Genomic DNA, 15,289 nt, shown 5'->3' with positions numbered 1-15,289 from the left:
TTGAATCAGCTTCGGCCTGCGTCGTCACTTCACAATCGATTCATCGATCGCAGCACGTGCTCTAGCGGCAGGGCGGCGACGATGTCAGAACCTCCATCGAAAGGCAGAACAATGAAGCTGGCCGCACTGCGGACGATGTCCGCACTCGCTTCGATCTTGCCCTCGGGGGATGTGGGACTTCGGCGCCGGCAAGTGCCGACGGTTTCCGCCGCGTGGTGGGCACTGATTTAATCGGCGCGCGTAGCGGGACGCCGGCTGATCAGCGCAAGATCGACCGGACCGTCGTCGGCATCTGCGCCGCGGCGGTCTGGACGAAAGGGGAATGCGCCGGACGCGGGGAAGGGCGCTGAATGTCGCAGAAATATTCGCTTTGATCGAGTTGTTCATGCGTGGTTCGGCGGCGCGGCGACGACCATGATTGGTGCACTGGTCGGGCGGCTGATGTGACACACAAACGAAGTCCGGAAGATGCGCCGGAAGTTCTTCGGCAAGGAGCTGCTCTGGGAAATACCCATCGCCGTCGGCATGGCCTTCCTCGGCGCGGCTTTGGCGTCGTGGCTGGCGCTGGAGCAACCGATGGCAACGGGCTTGATTGCTGCGCTCGCCTATCTCGGGCCGCGCGGGTCCGAGGTGCTGTTCATGCGGTGGTTTGCGCCGAAACTCGACGGGCAAGCCTGAGCGGCCTGAACGCGCTATTGCCTGCGGCCTCAGCCATGGGGCCTTTTTGTGCGCGGCTTAGCCATTCCATATCCTGGGCCAAGCTGTGGAAAGCCGCGTCTTTGGCCGGCGGGGCCGATTAAGAAGAGGGAAGAACGCCACCCAGAGATACAAAAAGAGAAAGCTGAACAGCCCTGTCGCTGCATTCTTCTTCAGGTCGGTTCCGCTCCAATTGAGCGCCAGCATTCTACCGATGACGAGAGCGCCAGCGACATACGTCCCGTAGTAGAACATCGCTATCCTCTCCTTAGATTTGCGGATCCAGGCCTCATAGAGGCGAGTTTCCCCGCCCCGTCGCTCCTCGAGCCACTCAGCCTCGCTGCCGAAGAGGGCATTGTCGTTTTTCACACAATAGATGGCGACCTCTTCAGGCGTCGGGAGAACGATAAACATGGGCTTGTAGAGTTTACGGCGTACCCGCCCGGGGATGCTGATCGCATACATGACGCCCTTGCCCAAAAGCGCCAGTAGGTAAAGGATTGTTATGATGGCTGTTGCGGCCGCCGATAGATCGGCCAGTGTCTTCAAAACGTCACTCATTGCGCCCCGCGCTAACTATCTCTGGTGCAACCTAGTTGCGCAGGCCGAGCTGATCAACCAGTTCTCGATTTTGTCCTCGGATGGTTCGAAAACTCAGGCTGGCTGGAGCGCTCTCGAGGCGTTAGGCTGCCATCTCCGTCGCCATCATCTTCATCAGGTCACTACCCTTGCCAGTCGTCGCCAAGCACCTCCTTTGCCTAACTACCGTCGCGACGGGTGATGAGCATCTGGGGCAACTCATGCTCTGAAATGCCGGTCGCCGGCAGCAGGTACGCCAATCGGGCCGATGCTTAAAGCAGAACCGATTCGGCTCCGACCGACCGACAGGCGAAGCCGAAGCTCTGATGCAGCCCCGGTGCTCACAGTAGTGGACATAGGGGCCGGTCTCGAAATGGGGCCTGGCGCCGTGTTCATCACTCGGCCTAGCGAGACCGATCCGGTTGGGATGCGCTCGAGCAACGCCATGTCGGTAGTCGTTAGTTCCGCCATCGATTTGCTCGCGAAATTTCTTTTGCTAGCAAGTTGGCGCGACACCGGACCGGTATGCAATCACGGAAGCGGGGGATCCCGCGTTTTTTGTTTTGAGCTACGATGTTAGTAGCCCGTCTAGCGGCAAATGTACATTGCCGCAAGACGGGCCGAGCCGACACTGCCTTCAAAGAATGCTGACGTTCTCGGCTTTCGACTTGCCGGTCTTGCGGTCTTGTCCCAGCTCGTAGCTGACCTTCTGGCCATCCTGAAGAGAACCGCCAAAACCGAGCGCCGAGATGTGAACGAATACGTCTGGGCCGCCACTGTCAGGGGTAATGAAGCCAAAGCCCTTGTCTTGGGCGAAGAATTTTACGGTGCCAGTTGCCATCTTGTCCTCGTTGGTTGCTGAGCATCCCTCGCAATACCGGTCAATGCCCGGGACCGCAAGAGGTCTCAAGGCGAGCAAATCCTTCGATGACTTTTAGCTAGGTATTTTGCTCGAATGCCTGTTCCCCAATTCGGATGGCAGGAGGCGCCGACGTGCTTCAATGGCTCGAAATGGTATCGGCGTGAAGTTTTCCTTTTGTTAGGGATATTTGGCCAGAACATCAGAGGAGCGGCATGATGCCGTTCGGAGGCGCTGATGGGCTACGATTGGACCGGCAAGCAAACGCGCCGGCGGAAGATACTGCGCGGATGCGCGATCATCGTGTTTGCAAGCACGGCGTCCGCTTTCCTGGCGGCTGCGCTTCTACACTGATGGCGTGCACGCGAGGCCCCATGGGTGGCGGCCGCCAAATCGGCGGCCTCCAGGCTCGACTTGTGACCCTCTTTCTGATCCATTGCTCGGACGCAAGGACGGAGAACTCATGAAACATCTGCAGCGTGAACTTCGACGCGATGTTTTGTGTGGGTTCTATAATCGGTTCTCTGGCAAAGACATTTCTTTGATGACGCAGCACCCTAACTGGTGCGCCGCAATGAAAAAAGCGGATCGCTACCTCGCGAGACTTGCGCCCCATGCGAGCTCACTGTTGAAAGGTGGTGCCGCCCATCAGATCGGAGCAATCTGTTACCGGACCAACGAAACGGGCGCCGTTGAAGTCTTGTTGATCACAACCCGCGATTCCGGGCGGTGGACGATTCCGAAAGGTTGGCCCATTAAGAACCTGAAGCCACATCAGGCGGCAGAAAGAGAAGCGTGGGAGGAGGCTGGCGTAGCCGGAAAAGCGAAGAAGCGAGCTCTGGGCTATTTCACGTATCTAAAAACTCTCGGCGACGGACAAACAACGCCATCGGTCGTTGAGGTGTTCAGACTGAAGGTGGACGAACTGCACCTCGAGTTCCCGGAACGAGGAGAGAGGGAGGTGGCGTGGCTGTCTCCAGTCGAGGCCGCCAGGCGTGTGCAGGAGCCGGAATTGAAAGGGTTACTGATGCGCATGCTCAAACAATCGCTTCGATAGACCCGCCACTAGAAATCTGCTTCCGCAAAGCTCCTTGCTATCGTTTACCGGCAAGGCGTCAGGCGATCGAGCTCACGCGGCCCGGTGGTTCGGAATTTAGCGCCGCTCATCCGTTTCGTTCGAATACCATTTTACAAAGCGCCCGACTAAGTTACAGAGGGCCTCCCGGTCGGGAACGGGTGCGATGGTTGTGAAATGCTGCTGTCGGACGGGTCGGACGGCAATCTTAGGCCCGTCGCTGGTATGCGCCGCAAGCGCGCCAGCCGCCCGGTTTAGGCGACCGAGTCTTACGCTTTGACGGCAAGCTTTTTTACTCGGATGAATCAGATCTCTCTGAGCGCTGGCTATGCGGACCGCCTTGTTCAGATCTGCAATCGCAGTCGCCGAATGGCGGAAGAAACCAAGCTCGAGCGTTGACAAAGCCGTTAGAGGCTGGCGGTTGCCGCCGTCATAGCGTCGATCTGCTCGTCAGAGAGGCCGAGCGCGCCGCCTAAGCGCGCGATAGCGGATGCATGCGGTTCGCGAGAGCTTTGCACCTGCCGCGTGCTCAGCGCCGGGACATGTGCCGCCGGCTGGCACATCAGACGCGTGACCAGATCCCGTGGTCGATCTTGCCTTGCAGCTCCGGGTAATCCGCAGCGTGGAAAACCGGTGCGAGACCCTGCTTCCGCTGCTTGAAATAGTCCTTCGTCAATTTCGCGATGGTGCCTGAGAGGAGCAGGATCGCGATTAGATTGATCGTCGCCATCAGGCCCATCGAGGCATCGGCTGCGTCGAAAACGGTGGCAATGCTCTCGTAGGCGCCCCAGACCACCATTACTAGCGTGGCGCAGCGCATGATCGTCAGACCCAGGCGATTGCCGGCACCAAGAAAGGTCAACGCGTTTTCAGCGTAGGAGTAGTTGCCGATTATTGAAGTGAACGCGAAGAAGAATATCGCGATTGCGATGAAATAGGTTCCGGCGGCGCCAATGTGGACATTCATTGCGGCTTGCGTGAGCGTTCCGGTGATGTTGGAACCGGGGTCCAGCGTTCCCGAAAGCAGGATCATCACCGATGTCGCCGTGCAGATCAGAATCGTGTCGATGAAGACACCGAGAGACTGAACGAAGCCCTGCGAGGAAGGATGATGCGGCACAGGAGTGGCAACGGCCGCAATGTTTGGAGCCGAGCCCATGCCGGCCTCGTTGGAGAAAAGACCGCGCTTGACGCCGTTTAGCATCGCCGCTGCAATTCCACCTGTGACGCCACCGGCTGCTTCCTGCAGGCCGAAGGCGCTCGAAACTATCGTCCAGAGAACGTGAGGCACCAGCGCCGCGTTGGCGATCAGCACATAAACCGCCATGAGCAGATACGCGACCGCCATGAAGGGCACGATGATTTCAGCAACACGGGCAATCTGCCGGATGCCCCCAAAGATAACGACGCCGGACAGCACCGCGAGCCCGAAACCGACTGTTAGCTTCGGAACGCCGAAGGCGCCTTGGACCGCATCGGCGATGGAGTTTGCCTGAACGGCATTGAAAACAAGACCAAAGGAGATGATGAGGCAGACGGAGAAGATTGCCGCCGCCCAAGGGGCATTGAGCCCGTGAGCGATGTAGAAGGCCGGGCCGCCACGGTATTGGCCATCTTCATTGCGCACCTTGTAGAGCTGCGCCAGCGCACTTTCCGCATAGGCCGTCGCCATGCCGACGAGTGCTACCATCCACATCCAGAAGGTCGCGCCTGGTCCGCCCAGATAGAGCGCGACAGCGACGCCGGCCAGATTGCCTGTGCCGACCCGCGAGGCGAGGCTGACCATCAAGGCCTGAAAGGGGCTGATGCCGGAGGTGTCCTTGGATCCGCCGCTGCTTAGCACTCGGAACATTTCGCCGAAGTGGATGATCTGAGGAAGGCCGAGGCGAATTGTGAAAAAAAGGCCGACGGCTAGCAAACCATAGATGAGCACATAGCCCCAGAGGATTGTGTTCAGAAAGGCTATGATCGTATTCATGCGGTGCTCGCTCCTCGAAGGCCGTCGATTTTGGAAATTGCGCCCGGGTCAAATTCCCGTTTCGATTGATGCGACGCACTGTGCGGCATTACGGCGCGAACTTGGCGCAGGTCAAGGTCTGGCGTTCCAAGATCCAGCAGAACATGATCAGTGAGATATCCTGGGAACTTCGCATAGATGCATCCTCCGGTATTACTAAGCTGCCGCCGCAGGCCGGAGAGGTCGATTGCGCTTCGGCGCGCTTCTCCGAGATCGGATACCGCCATAGTGTCCACTTAATCGTGGTGGCACTGTCCCACACCAGCATAGTCCAAGCGGTCACCCCGCCACGCTTACGTGATACGAACGATTCAATTTCGCTTGTCGCGAAGTTGTGACGTTCCTTGTCCCCGCGGCTGTGAAATGCCCGATCGAACGAACCGGGCAGATAAAGCGAAGCACCTGGCGTCAGCGCATAGCTGACGCGACACTGGCGCCGATTGTCGGTGCCGGAGACATGTCATCCGAAAAACCCAGGTTGCGCAGCCAATGGTCGTCCATGCTCTTGATGCCGAAGCTCAAGCCACTCTAAATGGCGCCGCTGATGGTAAGATCGCCGAGAACGTGTTCGCCGCTCAGGCTGAGGAAGCCCACCGGAATCTTTTGCCGGTAGCTGACGCCTTTTCCCAGTCTGGAGCCTTTCGCTGGCCTTTTCGGAAGCCCTCCTCGTTCGAATAGATGCCGGACCCGCCATAGGCGGTCCATTTGACGTCGGTATGGCGCATACCGGCGCCGACCGCGATACTGCTGCTCTCATTGCCGTAGATAAGCCGGTTCAACTCGATCGCTGCGGTGATATAGTGATCGAGTTCGGTAACGGGATGGATTGAGGGTGGCTCCAGTCTTCGCGCCCGAGAATCATTCAGTCGTAGTCAACCAGGTGACCATTGCCGCCGGTGTTGACTTTGACGCTGCCCTTCAAGCTCCAGTTGTTGTCGATCTGTCCGTCGACACCAACCTTGAAAAGAGTGACTCCTTTGCTTTCCCAGTTCAGCTGGCTGATCTCGTGGTCGCCGGCATAGAAAAATTCCTGCGCCTTGATGTTCGCGACGCCGATATCGCCGAAAACGACTAAGCTGCCGTCGTCAGAAGAGCACAGAGCCTTGTCTGCGGCGGTGAATGATGGAGCAGCGAACAGAAAACAGGAGATCGCTACGGATCTGATGGAGACGCGCTTCATCGCTGACCGCGTCTTTCGTTCAGCGCCTCCGTCTTGAGCCTGAGCTTCTTCCCCGCGGATCCCCTTCGTGTGGCGTCAGACTTGCCGATTGCCGCGCGAATGGTTCGAGGCCAAGACCCAGTTCGCCGCTGTCTTCGGCGAGAGATTCGTCAGTCAATGACGAGAGCGGCCTCACGCACAGAATTCCTGACAGTCCCCGGCAGAACCTGTCGATAAGTCTTGCCTTTCTCGTACACTGCCTTCCTTCCGACCGAAATATCTGCAGGTTGCATCCTCGATCTCAATTTGTAACAGCTTGTGGAGAAGATCATTGACGGAATCGCGCTCAAACGAACTAAGGCTTGAGCTCACCAGCCGCATCGTGTCCGCTTACTTGAGCCGCAATGTCATAGCTCCCAGCGAACTTCCCCATCTTATTCAGCAAACCTACGGCTCGCTGGGTAACACTTCTGCACCCGCGAAAACTCCGGCCACCGTCGAGGAGCAACGCCCCGCCGTGCCGATCAAGAAGTCTGTGACCGACGACTTCATCGTCTGCCTTGAGGACGGCAAGAGCTTCAAATCTCTGAAGCGACACTTGATGGCAAAATACGCACTCACGCCGGAGCAGTATCGAGAAAAGTGGAAGCTCCCGCCCGACTACCCGATGGTAGCTCCGAACTATTCCAGAAATCGATCCGAGCTCGCACGCGCGACCGGCCTGGGAAAGAAATCGGCGGCAAAGCTCTCCCCGTCTCTGCAAGCGGTAACATCGGCCTGAAGTTCGGCTGATTTCGGCTGATACCGTGAGGCGAGAGGTACCGATCGCAAGCGGGTACGTCACCAAAGGAGGGAAATCCAATGACCGACTGGCGAAACCTGACCGAAGAAGATGCTATTCACACGGCGGTGGACGAGCACGGAAAAGACGCCACGGACATCAGTAGCCTACTGCGCTCTTGAAGCGTAGTGAAGTGGACACGCCAGAGTACCGCTTCTGGTTCGGACTCTTTCTGAAACTTGCGAAGCGCGGCGGTCCATGAGGGCAGGGTGACCGAGGAAGAGGCAATCGGCCTGGCGGCTGGCATGCTGGTGGCGGGGCACGAGACCACCGTCACGCAGATCGAATTCGGCCTACTGTCCATGTTCCGCCATCCGCAACAGCGCGAACGCCTGGTAGGCGATCCATCGCTTGTGGACAAGGCGGTGGAGGAAATCCTGCGCATGTACCCGCCGGGCGCCGGCTGGGACGGCATCATGCGCTATCCAAAGACCGACGTGACCATCGCGGGCATGCATATTCCCGCGGAGAGCAAGGTGCTTGTTGACTGCCGGCGACGTCGTTCGATCCGCGCCATTTCGACGACCCGGAAATCTTCGACATCGGACGCGAGGAAAAGCCGCACCTGGCGTTCTCCTACGGCCCGCACTATTGCATCGGCGTGGAGCCGGCCAGGCTGGAACTCAAGGTGGTGTTCGGTTCGATTTTCCAGCGCTTTCCCGCGCTGCGCCTGGCCGTGGCGCCAAAAGTGCTTACTTGCGCTTGACGGGCTTGCCAAGAGCAACCGCCTCGACGCGGTGGTGATCGCCCGCTACATCGCCGACTTGCCGACGCTGGAGATGCGCATCGATCCGCTGCGCGAAAAGCCCATACGACAGCATAGGAAGATCTGTTCTTCCGGCGGCACACCGACAGCCGTGGCATAGCTGTAGGAGGTCTCCTCCACTATTTGGAAGCCAGCCTCAGCGATGATCGCCCGCAGATCCTCCCGCAGATAGCCGGAGACTCGGATGTTGTTTCCGAGGAAGGGGATTGAGAAATCGTCGACATCGGCCTCCACCATGGATAGGGCGAACAGGCCACCAGGGACCAGCAGATTGCGAATCGTCAGCAGTGCGAGGGGAATCTCCGCACGGGGCAGCATTAGCAGCGAGAAGAAGGCCGCGACAGCGTTGAACTGGCCGAGTTCCCGCGGTCCACCTGGTCGCAAGTCCGCAATGTCCATCTGGTGGAATGTCGCGCCGGGGACACACTCCCGGGCGAGTTTCACCATTCCGCCTGACAGATCGATCCCCACGACCTCGAAACCGGAGGCCACGAGCTGGCGCGCAGTTGGCACGCCGGTACCGCAGCCCAGATCCAGAACCCGAGCCCCGGTCGGCAAGGACCTGATCAGCCAATCGCCCGCTGAGACTTGACCCTGTTTGTTTGGAAACGCTTCATCATAGTGAGCGCCAATGGCATCGAAGGCTTCTGCCTGGCCGTCGCGATTAATTCGGAGGCTGTCGTAGCCGCCCGCTCTGTGTTGATTGTCCACTTGAATACCTTCCTTAGAACGATCTGGATCGTATTGCCGGCACGGAGATCAAGTTCAGAGCAAAATCCCTGCGAGACAGGTGCAGGCGGATGCTCGGTCATGAAGTCCCCGGCTTCCAGGGTCGCTGGCGGCGCTGATCGCCTGACGGAACACGGGGTCGATAACATCGCCGGCTGCGAGGACCCTGCCGAGGTTGTCATCGTCGGCCAGGTATCGACCTTGATGCCCGGTCCGGCCCACCTCTACGTGACCGCGGAACCACGCGGTTGCTGGATCGTGACAAGACGAAGCCGCGTGTGGGCAGCTCCTTCGCTTAGCTTGTATGCACGTTTCGGATCCGAACGGCGGTCACTGATTTCCGGCGGCTCGCGCTCTCTGAGAACCTCGTCGATCACTCGGTTCCAGATGACTCTAACCTTAGCTTTGAGCCAAGAGGCTGTCCCGCAGGATCGACTCTGCTCGGAAGCGATGTCGATGGATGAACGACCGTGAGCTTGGAGGCAAGATTCGACAGATGGAGCGCCTCCTGCACTGCTGTGCTGGCGCCCCCGACAACGACCTTGCTTCGGGTAGAAGAAGCGATCACAGGTGGCGCAAGAAGGCACGCCAAATCCTTTGCATGTCATTTCCGAGGGAAGGTCAGCCAGCGAGCCTGGGCTCCCGTTGCGATGAGGGTTGCCTCGGGCGATGTACGTGCGCATCTGCTCCATCAGTAAAGGTCCTTCGATTGATTCAGCGAAACCTGGAAGTTCTCCACATCCGTCGTGATGATGATCTGGCCGCCGGCCCGCCTCACGAAGGAGCTGTTTGGGGTTGACGCCGGCAACCCAGATGGCGGCTGTATCATCCGGCCGATCGCGCCCCGATCATCATAACTACATGCCGTCCTTTCCCCTGGGATCTCGATGTTTCCTCGCTGTTGAACTATTTCTGTTTTGGGTGACGTGAATGGCCGTCGGCAGCTTGCGCATCTCGCTAGTAAGTCACTCAGGAGTCGTGCCAGGTCGTTGGAGTGAGCCAAACACGAGACAAACCGGCGCAGGAGCAGGCCGCCGCAAAGCGGACGGGTGATGCGCGAGCCGAGAAGCTGGCGCCGAACAACGGGCCCCGGCTTGTGATTTGCCGGATGACGGCATGAGCACAATTGTACCGGCTCCTTGGTAGTCAGGCGCCCTCGACAAAGGGCACAGGTTTGCTGGAGTCCATGCCGCGAACCGAGCCCCATCAGCAGCCTGTGACTTTACTGCGTCGCCGCATCGCACGGCTGCTGTCTTCCTAGTTGCTGCATCGCCGCCCGCGGCTCAGCCGAAGCTTCACCGTGACGGTCTTGCCCTGTTCGGCAGATCTTGAAGGCTTCCGTTGGACCAACCATGCCGATTTCGGGTCCGCGGTCCGCAATCAGGGCAAATGCCGAGCGCCTTAGGTGGCTTCGACTAGCCAGTCGGCGAACAGCCGCGCCTTTGCCGTTGCGCGCCGATGTATCCTCAGATGAAAGCCGACAGGTGAGGGAATGCTTTCTTGCACGAGCTTGACTAGCCGCCCTTCGTTGACGAGGCTCCCGACGAGCCCGTCCCACCCAAGTACGGCCCCGACATCGTCTTGAGCCGCCTGAAGTGCGATCATGTAATTGTTGACGTAAAAACTGCGGCCCTTCGGGGCCGGACATCCGAGTACGGCAAACCAATCGTCCCAGGCCGTCCAACCGGTCTCGTTGCTGCTGGAATGGATCAAGGGTGCTTTGAGCAGATCCTCGAGCCGGGCAATGCGGTGCTCGGCGGCAAATCGTGTCGTTCCCAGCGCGATAATGTGGTCCTGAAAGAGTTTCCTGTATTCTACGCCGTTCTCCTGCGGGTTGCCGTAATGGATAGTCAGATCGCAACGGCTGGTCATTCCAGGCACATCACTGACGACCTGTGACACGGTGATGGAGGGATGGATCTTCCAGAAGGCCGAAATCTTCGGTGTCAGCCAGAGTGAGCTGAACGCCGTGGTCGCGCCGATGGTCACGTCGACGGTTTCGGGGCGCTCGCGGATCTGGGTAAGAGTTTCCGAGATAGTCTCGAAGCCGCGTTGAATGACCACGAAGAGGAGCGCTCCCTTCTCGGTCAGTTCGACACCGCGGTGGTGGCGCAGGAACAGGCTGCATTTGAGGTCCATCTCCAGTGCCTTGATCTGGTGGCTGATGGCCGCTGGCGTCACATTCATCTCTTGAGCGGCTTTCTTGAAGCTCGCATTTCGCGCCGCCGCCTCGAAGCAGACGAGGGCGGTCATCGAAGAGAATTCATAAGGGCGTGGCATAAGGGTCCCATTATATGTTCTGCCGCAGGAGTGGGTAGGCTTTGAGATTATTTCAGCTAATCCAAGGTGAAATTTAACGCTATTGCCAGACGGTCCGGTTTGCAAGCATGATTGATCTGAATTGAACCATTGCCCGGGAATTTGCCAATGACAGCTAACCCGACCTCGATTCATCAGCGGCTCGATCGCCGTCTATCGGGCTTCAGCCTGGAGCAGCCCTTCTATACGTCGCCCGAGGTCTACGCGCTCGACCTGCAGCACATCTTCTACAAGCAATGGCTCTATGCCGTTCCGGCCTGCCAGCTCGCCAAGGCGGGTAGCTATGTCACGCTGCGCGTAGGCGCTTATGAGGTCGTCATCGTCCGTGGCCGTGACGGTGAAGTCCGTGCCTTTCACAATTCCTGCCGCCACCGCGGATCGTTGATCTGCAAGGCGCGCCATGGGCAGGTGGCGAAGCTTGTCTGTCCCTACCACCAATGGACCTATGAGCTTGACGGTAAATTGATCTGGGCGAACGACATGGGTCCCGATTTCGATGCTTCGAAATACGGCCTGAAACCCGTCAACCTGCGCAATCTCGACGGCCTCATCTATATCTGTCTTTCCGATACGCCGCCGGATTTCCAAACATTCGCACAGCTGGCGCGCCCCTATCTGGAGGTTCACGACCTCAAGGATGCCAAGGTCGCGTTCACCTCTACGATCATCGAGAAAGGCAACTGGAAGCTGGTCTGGGAGAACAACCGCGAGTGCTATCATTGCAGCAGCAACCATCCGGCACTCTGCCGCTCCTTCCCGCTCGACCCGGAAGTTGCCGGTGTTCAGGCCGATGGCGGAGTATCTAAGAAGCTGCAGGCGCATTTCGACCGTTGCGAAGCCGCCGGCACACCGGCGCAATTCGTCCTTGTTGGCGACGGTCAGTATCGCCTCGCACGTATGCCGCTGCAGGAAAAGGCGTTGAGCTATACGATGGACGGCAAGGCCGCTGTTTCCCGGCATCTGGGCCGGGTTGCCCCGCCGGATGCCGGCACGCTCCTGATGTTCCACTATCCGTCGACGTGGAACCACTTCCTGCCGGATCACTCACTCACCTTCAGGGTTATGCCGATCAGTCCGACCGAAACCGAGGTCACGACGACCTGGCTCGTACACAAGGATGCGGTCGAAGGAGTCGACTACGACCTCAAGCGCCTGACGGAGGTCTGGATCGCCACCAATGACGAAGATCGCGAGATCGTCGAAACGAACCAGCAAGGGATCCTCTCTCCGGCTTACGTGCCCGGTCCCTATTCACCGGGTCAGGAAAGCGGCGTCATGCAGTTCGTCGACTGGTATGCGGCCTGGCTGGAGCGCGCGATTGCGCCGCGTCAAGTGGCTGCGGAGTGAGCAGATGACCCAGTTCAAGCAGCTCAGTTTCTGGAGTGATGCCGAGCCGCTTGAATGCGTCACGCGCACGCCGGAAGCTCCCAATGTGGTGACCTTCAGCTTTCAAAGTCCTTCCGGGGCGCTGTTCAACCATGATCCGGGGCAGTTCGTCACTCTGGAACTGCCCGCGCCGGGCGGACCGCTCTATCGCACCTATACCATCTCTTCTGCACCCTCGCGGCCAACCGCACTGACGATCACGGTCAAAGCGCAGGACGGGTCCACCGGCACACGCTGGATGCTGGACAATCTGCATAAGGGCATGCGCATCAGGGCTATCGGGCCGGCGGGAAAATTCTCGATCGTGCATCACCCGACTGATAAATACCTGTTCATCTCGGCCGGCTCGGGCATCACCCCGATGGTGGCGATGACCACCTGGCTCTACGATTCCGGACGCGAGCCGGACATTGTCTTCATCAATTGCGCGCGCCGACCCTCCGAGATCATTCTGCGCGACAGGATGGAACTCATGGCGTCGCGCATCGTCGGCATCGACCTGAAATGGGTGGTCGAAGAGCCAGACCCGTTCCGGCCCTGGACCGGCTACCGGGGCATGTTCAATCAGATCATGCTCGGCCTGATGGCGCAGGATTATCTCGAGCGCGAAGTGTTCTGCTGCGGTCCGGAGCCCTTTATGCGGGCCGTCCGCGAGGCGCTTGCCGGACTTGGCTACGATATGAGCCGCTACCATCAGGAGAGCTTCACGGCGGAGCCCGGGCATGCCGAAGACGTCCCCGAGGATGTGATCCCCGATGATCAGAACCATGCCGAGATCGCCTTCGCCCTCTCCGGCGTCACGACCAGATGCAGCGAGACGGACACGATACTGGCGGCGGCAAAGGCTGCAGGGCTGGTGATCCCGTCGGGCTGCTCGATGGGGATCTGCGGCACCTGCAAGGTGCGCAAGACAGAAGGCCAGGTCCACATGGTGCACAATGGCGGCATCACGGATGAGGATGTCGAGGACGGCTATATCCTCGCCTGCTGCTCGAAGCCGTTGGGATGCGTAAGCGTCGAGGCATAGCTCCTGAGTCGAGACCATGAGTGGCGCACGTTCGGCACAACACCTTGCCGGGAAGCTGGTGAGTTGAGGCTCCCACAGCGAAGAGCCACTTGACAAATTGGTATTATGGAATACCATAAGACATCATCTTGAAGGGGCTGCCAGTGGCGGTTCAAATACGCAGGGAAGTGCGGGAGGTCTCAAGTCGACAGAACGGCCCTATCGTTGGCGATCCGCGGCGGGCCGGGCACATGGTGAATCTGCCTGAAGAAGCCGTCTATGCGACGATGGCAGAATGGCTGGCGCGCAAGGAGGGAATGACATGAAGGCGGACGTTTTCGACCCGAGAGCTTTGCGCGAGGCGTTTGGAGCGTTTCCAACCGCAGTGACGGTCATCACCGCCAGCGATCCGGCGGACAGACCGGTTGGTTTCACTGCCAACTCCTTTACGTCTGTATCCTTGGATCCGCCGCTGCTGCTCGTTTGCCTTGCCAAGACTGCGCGCGACTACCCAGCAATGACCGCAGCCGAGCACTTCGCGATCAACATACTGTCAGAGGCGCAGAAGGATGTGTCCATTAAATTTGCCCGCCCCGCCGAAGATCGCTTCGCTGCTGTCGACTGGGCGAGGGGTCCGAACGGCTGTCCGATATTCGCGCAGGTGGCGGCGTGGTTTGAATGTTCGATGCATGATGTCATCGAGGCGGGCGACCATGTCATGATGGTCGGTCGCGTGACGGCCTTCAAAAGCAGCGGCTTGAATGGCCTAGGCTATGCACGCGGCGGCTACTTCGCTCCGAGCGTCGCGGCAAAGGCCAATTCCTCAACGGGCGGAGAGATCGGCGTCGTCGCGGTGTTGGAGCGCCACGCTGCGCTTTTCCCATTGGGCGACCAAAATCGATCCCTTCCGAGTTACAGCGCCGGGGGCGGCGACCCAGCAAAGACGCTGGCGCCCCAGCTTGAACGATCGGGACTGAGCGTCCACGATTGGTTTTCTCTGCTCGATCTTTAAGGACAAGCGGACCGGCGACAGGTCTACCAGCGATACCATTTATCAACGGCACAGAGGTGGAAACATCGAAGCATCATGAGGCCAATGATCCGGCCGAAGTTGTCGTGCAAGTAGAGGAGAGCCAACCGGCACCGCAGCTTCGATTGACGCCAACCGGCACTCCTCAAAAGCGGGCCAAGCGCGCCTCCGACCAAACAATCGTGCGTAAGCCTGAGGTTGAGTACGAGGCTCGAAGGGCCCAGCCCGGGACTGCCGACAATCCAATCTCCGACGACGAGCTTGCCGCCTTGGACGCCGACAACAAGCGCCTCAAGAGATTACTGGCTGAACGGCTCCGTGCACAGAACCTTCGGCTCAAGAAGATGCTCGAACGATTTGACGGATAGCGGGGTGGCCCTACTCGCCTGGGAGCAAAGAAGCCGCGGACGAGAGTTCCACGGAAAGCCGCGGGGACTGCCACCTCGATGGCAGCTGCCGGTTTTTCGCGCCATCCGTCGAGGTGGCATGAGAGGAAAGCCCGCACTTTGTGGGGGTCTTTTGCGTCATAGTTGTTCAGTTCTGCCGCCCTTGGAAAACTGCGACGTAAGCATCCGGCCAGGGCCGCAATCTGAAAGGCTTTTAGGTTTCTCATTCAATTCTTACAACTTCGACGCCAATCTGGAGAGCGCCTGGCGACAAGGACATGGAGGTTAATTGGGTTGCGCGGCGATCTGGATGAGACGGTGGCGACAATCTGGATGAGCCTCTTATGTCGCGGTGGGCATGAAGGTATTATGCTGATTCCAGCGACCATCTCATCCAGATCGCCGTGCAATAGATGCCCATTCTGAGACCGGAAGCGCCGC

The 15,289-nt window shown here is 59.0% G+C and carries 12 protein-coding genes and 5 pseudogenes; 9 read left to right on the top strand and 8 right to left on the bottom strand.

Translation table 11 applies throughout. The annotated features are described in order from the left end of the window. Positions 1-111 precede the first annotated feature (111 nt). Both PZL22_RS27090 and PZL22_RS31480 read left to right on the top strand, forming a co-directional pair. Positions 112-350, top strand: a pseudogene (locus tag PZL22_RS27090) (hypothetical protein). Continuing rightward, positions 351-678 (top strand): annotated as a pseudogene (locus tag PZL22_RS31480) (phage holin family protein). Positions 679-735: 57 nt separating this feature from the next. Here the strand turns inward: PZL22_RS31480 and PZL22_RS27080 are convergent. Next, positions 736-1,257, bottom strand: coding sequence for a hypothetical protein (locus PZL22_RS27080; RefSeq protein ID WP_003535607.1), 522 nt, complete (start codon positions 1,255-1,257; stop codon positions 736-738). A 655-nt stretch (positions 1,258-1,912) separates the two neighbouring features. Further along, positions 1,913-2,116: a cold-shock protein gene (locus tag PZL22_RS27075; RefSeq protein WP_014528033.1), complete on the bottom strand. Its 204-nt coding sequence runs from the start codon at positions 2,114-2,116 to the stop codon at positions 1,913-1,915. Positions 2,117-2,597: 481 nt separating this feature from the next. Between PZL22_RS27075 and PZL22_RS27070 the strand changes: the two genes are divergently transcribed. Next, positions 2,598-3,191 carry an NUDIX hydrolase gene (locus PZL22_RS27070; protein WP_284718749.1) on the top strand — a complete coding sequence of 198 codons (594 nt, stop codon included), beginning with the start codon at positions 2,598-2,600 and terminating at the stop codon, positions 3,189-3,191. Between the two features lie 580 nt (positions 3,192-3,771). On the opposite strand, the gene PZL22_RS27065 is transcribed toward PZL22_RS27070, so the two are convergent. From PZL22_RS27065 to PZL22_RS27055, 3 genes are all read right to left on the bottom strand, one after another. Further along, positions 3,772-5,187: an alanine/glycine:cation symporter family protein gene (locus tag PZL22_RS27065; protein WP_284718791.1), complete on the bottom strand. Its 1,416-nt coding sequence runs from the start codon at positions 5,185-5,187 to the stop codon at positions 3,772-3,774. Continuing rightward, positions 5,184-5,453: a hypothetical protein gene (locus PZL22_RS27060; protein WP_284718790.1), complete on the bottom strand. Its 270-nt coding sequence runs from the start codon at positions 5,451-5,453 to the stop codon at positions 5,184-5,186. Before PZL22_RS27060 ends, PZL22_RS27065 begins: the two co-directional genes overlap by 4 nt. 635 nt (positions 5,454-6,088) lie before the next feature. Then, positions 6,089-6,406, bottom strand: coding sequence for an omptin family outer membrane protease (locus tag PZL22_RS27055; RefSeq protein WP_127701750.1), 318 nt, complete (start codon positions 6,404-6,406; stop codon positions 6,089-6,091). Between the two features lie 310 nt (positions 6,407-6,716). Here PZL22_RS27055 and PZL22_RS27050 point away from each other — a divergent pair, with 310 nt between their 5' ends. Together PZL22_RS27050 and PZL22_RS27045 are read left to right on the top strand one after the other, a co-directional pair. Beyond that, the gene (locus PZL22_RS27050) at positions 6,717-7,166 is read left to right on the top strand and encodes a Ros/MucR family transcriptional regulator (RefSeq protein WP_028011825.1); all 450 of its coding nucleotides are present in this window, start codon (positions 6,717-6,719) and stop codon (positions 7,164-7,166) included. 248 nt (positions 7,167-7,414) lie between these two features. Further along, positions 7,415-7,932, top strand: a pseudogene (locus PZL22_RS27045) (cytochrome P450); the annotation flags it as partial. Between the two features lie 45 nt (positions 7,933-7,977). Here the strand turns inward: PZL22_RS27045 and PZL22_RS27040 are convergent. From PZL22_RS27040 to PZL22_RS27030, 3 genes and pseudogenes are all read right to left on the bottom strand, one after another. Then, positions 7,978-8,703, bottom strand: a complete 726-nt coding sequence (locus PZL22_RS27040) for a class I SAM-dependent DNA methyltransferase (protein ID WP_127701749.1) — start codon at positions 8,701-8,703, stop codon at positions 7,978-7,980. A 1,290-nt stretch (positions 8,704-9,993) separates the two neighbouring features. Next, positions 9,994-10,118: pseudogene (locus tag PZL22_RS27035) on the bottom strand (transposase family protein); the annotation flags it as partial. A 4-nt stretch (positions 10,119-10,122) separates the two neighbouring features. After that, complete coding sequence (locus PZL22_RS27030; RefSeq protein WP_010967389.1) at positions 10,123-11,001, bottom strand: LysR substrate-binding domain-containing protein; 879 nt, start codon at positions 10,999-11,001, stop codon at positions 10,123-10,125. 147 nt (positions 11,002-11,148) lie between these two features. On the opposite strand from PZL22_RS27030, the gene PZL22_RS27025 reads away from it, so the two are divergent. From PZL22_RS27025 to PZL22_RS27010, 4 genes and pseudogenes are all read left to right on the top strand, one after another. Beyond that, on the top strand, positions 11,149-12,387 hold the full coding sequence (locus PZL22_RS27025) for an aromatic ring-hydroxylating oxygenase subunit alpha (RefSeq protein WP_127701748.1): 1,239 nt from the start codon (positions 11,149-11,151) through the stop codon (positions 12,385-12,387). Between the two features lie 4 nt (positions 12,388-12,391). Next, the gene (gene stc4 / locus PZL22_RS27020) at positions 12,392-13,453 is read left to right on the top strand and encodes a stachydrine N-demethylase reductase subunit Stc4 (RefSeq protein ID WP_127701747.1); all 1,062 of its coding nucleotides are present in this window, start codon (positions 12,392-12,394) and stop codon (positions 13,451-13,453) included. 301 nt (positions 13,454-13,754) lie between these two features. After that, entirely contained in the window at positions 13,755-14,444 is a 690-nt protein-coding gene (locus tag PZL22_RS27015; RefSeq protein WP_284718789.1) for a flavin reductase family protein, read from the top strand. A gap of 29 nt (positions 14,445-14,473) precedes the next feature. Then, positions 14,474-14,830 (top strand): annotated as a pseudogene (locus PZL22_RS27010) (hypothetical protein); the annotation flags it as partial. Between the last annotated feature and the right edge of the window lie 459 nt (positions 14,831-15,289).

This window comes from Ensifer meliloti (assembly GCF_030064585.1).
GTDB classification, from domain to species: Bacteria; Pseudomonadota; Alphaproteobacteria; order Rhizobiales; family Rhizobiaceae; genus Sinorhizobium; species Sinorhizobium meliloti.
This window is presented reverse-complemented; position numbering and strand designations above follow the sequence as displayed.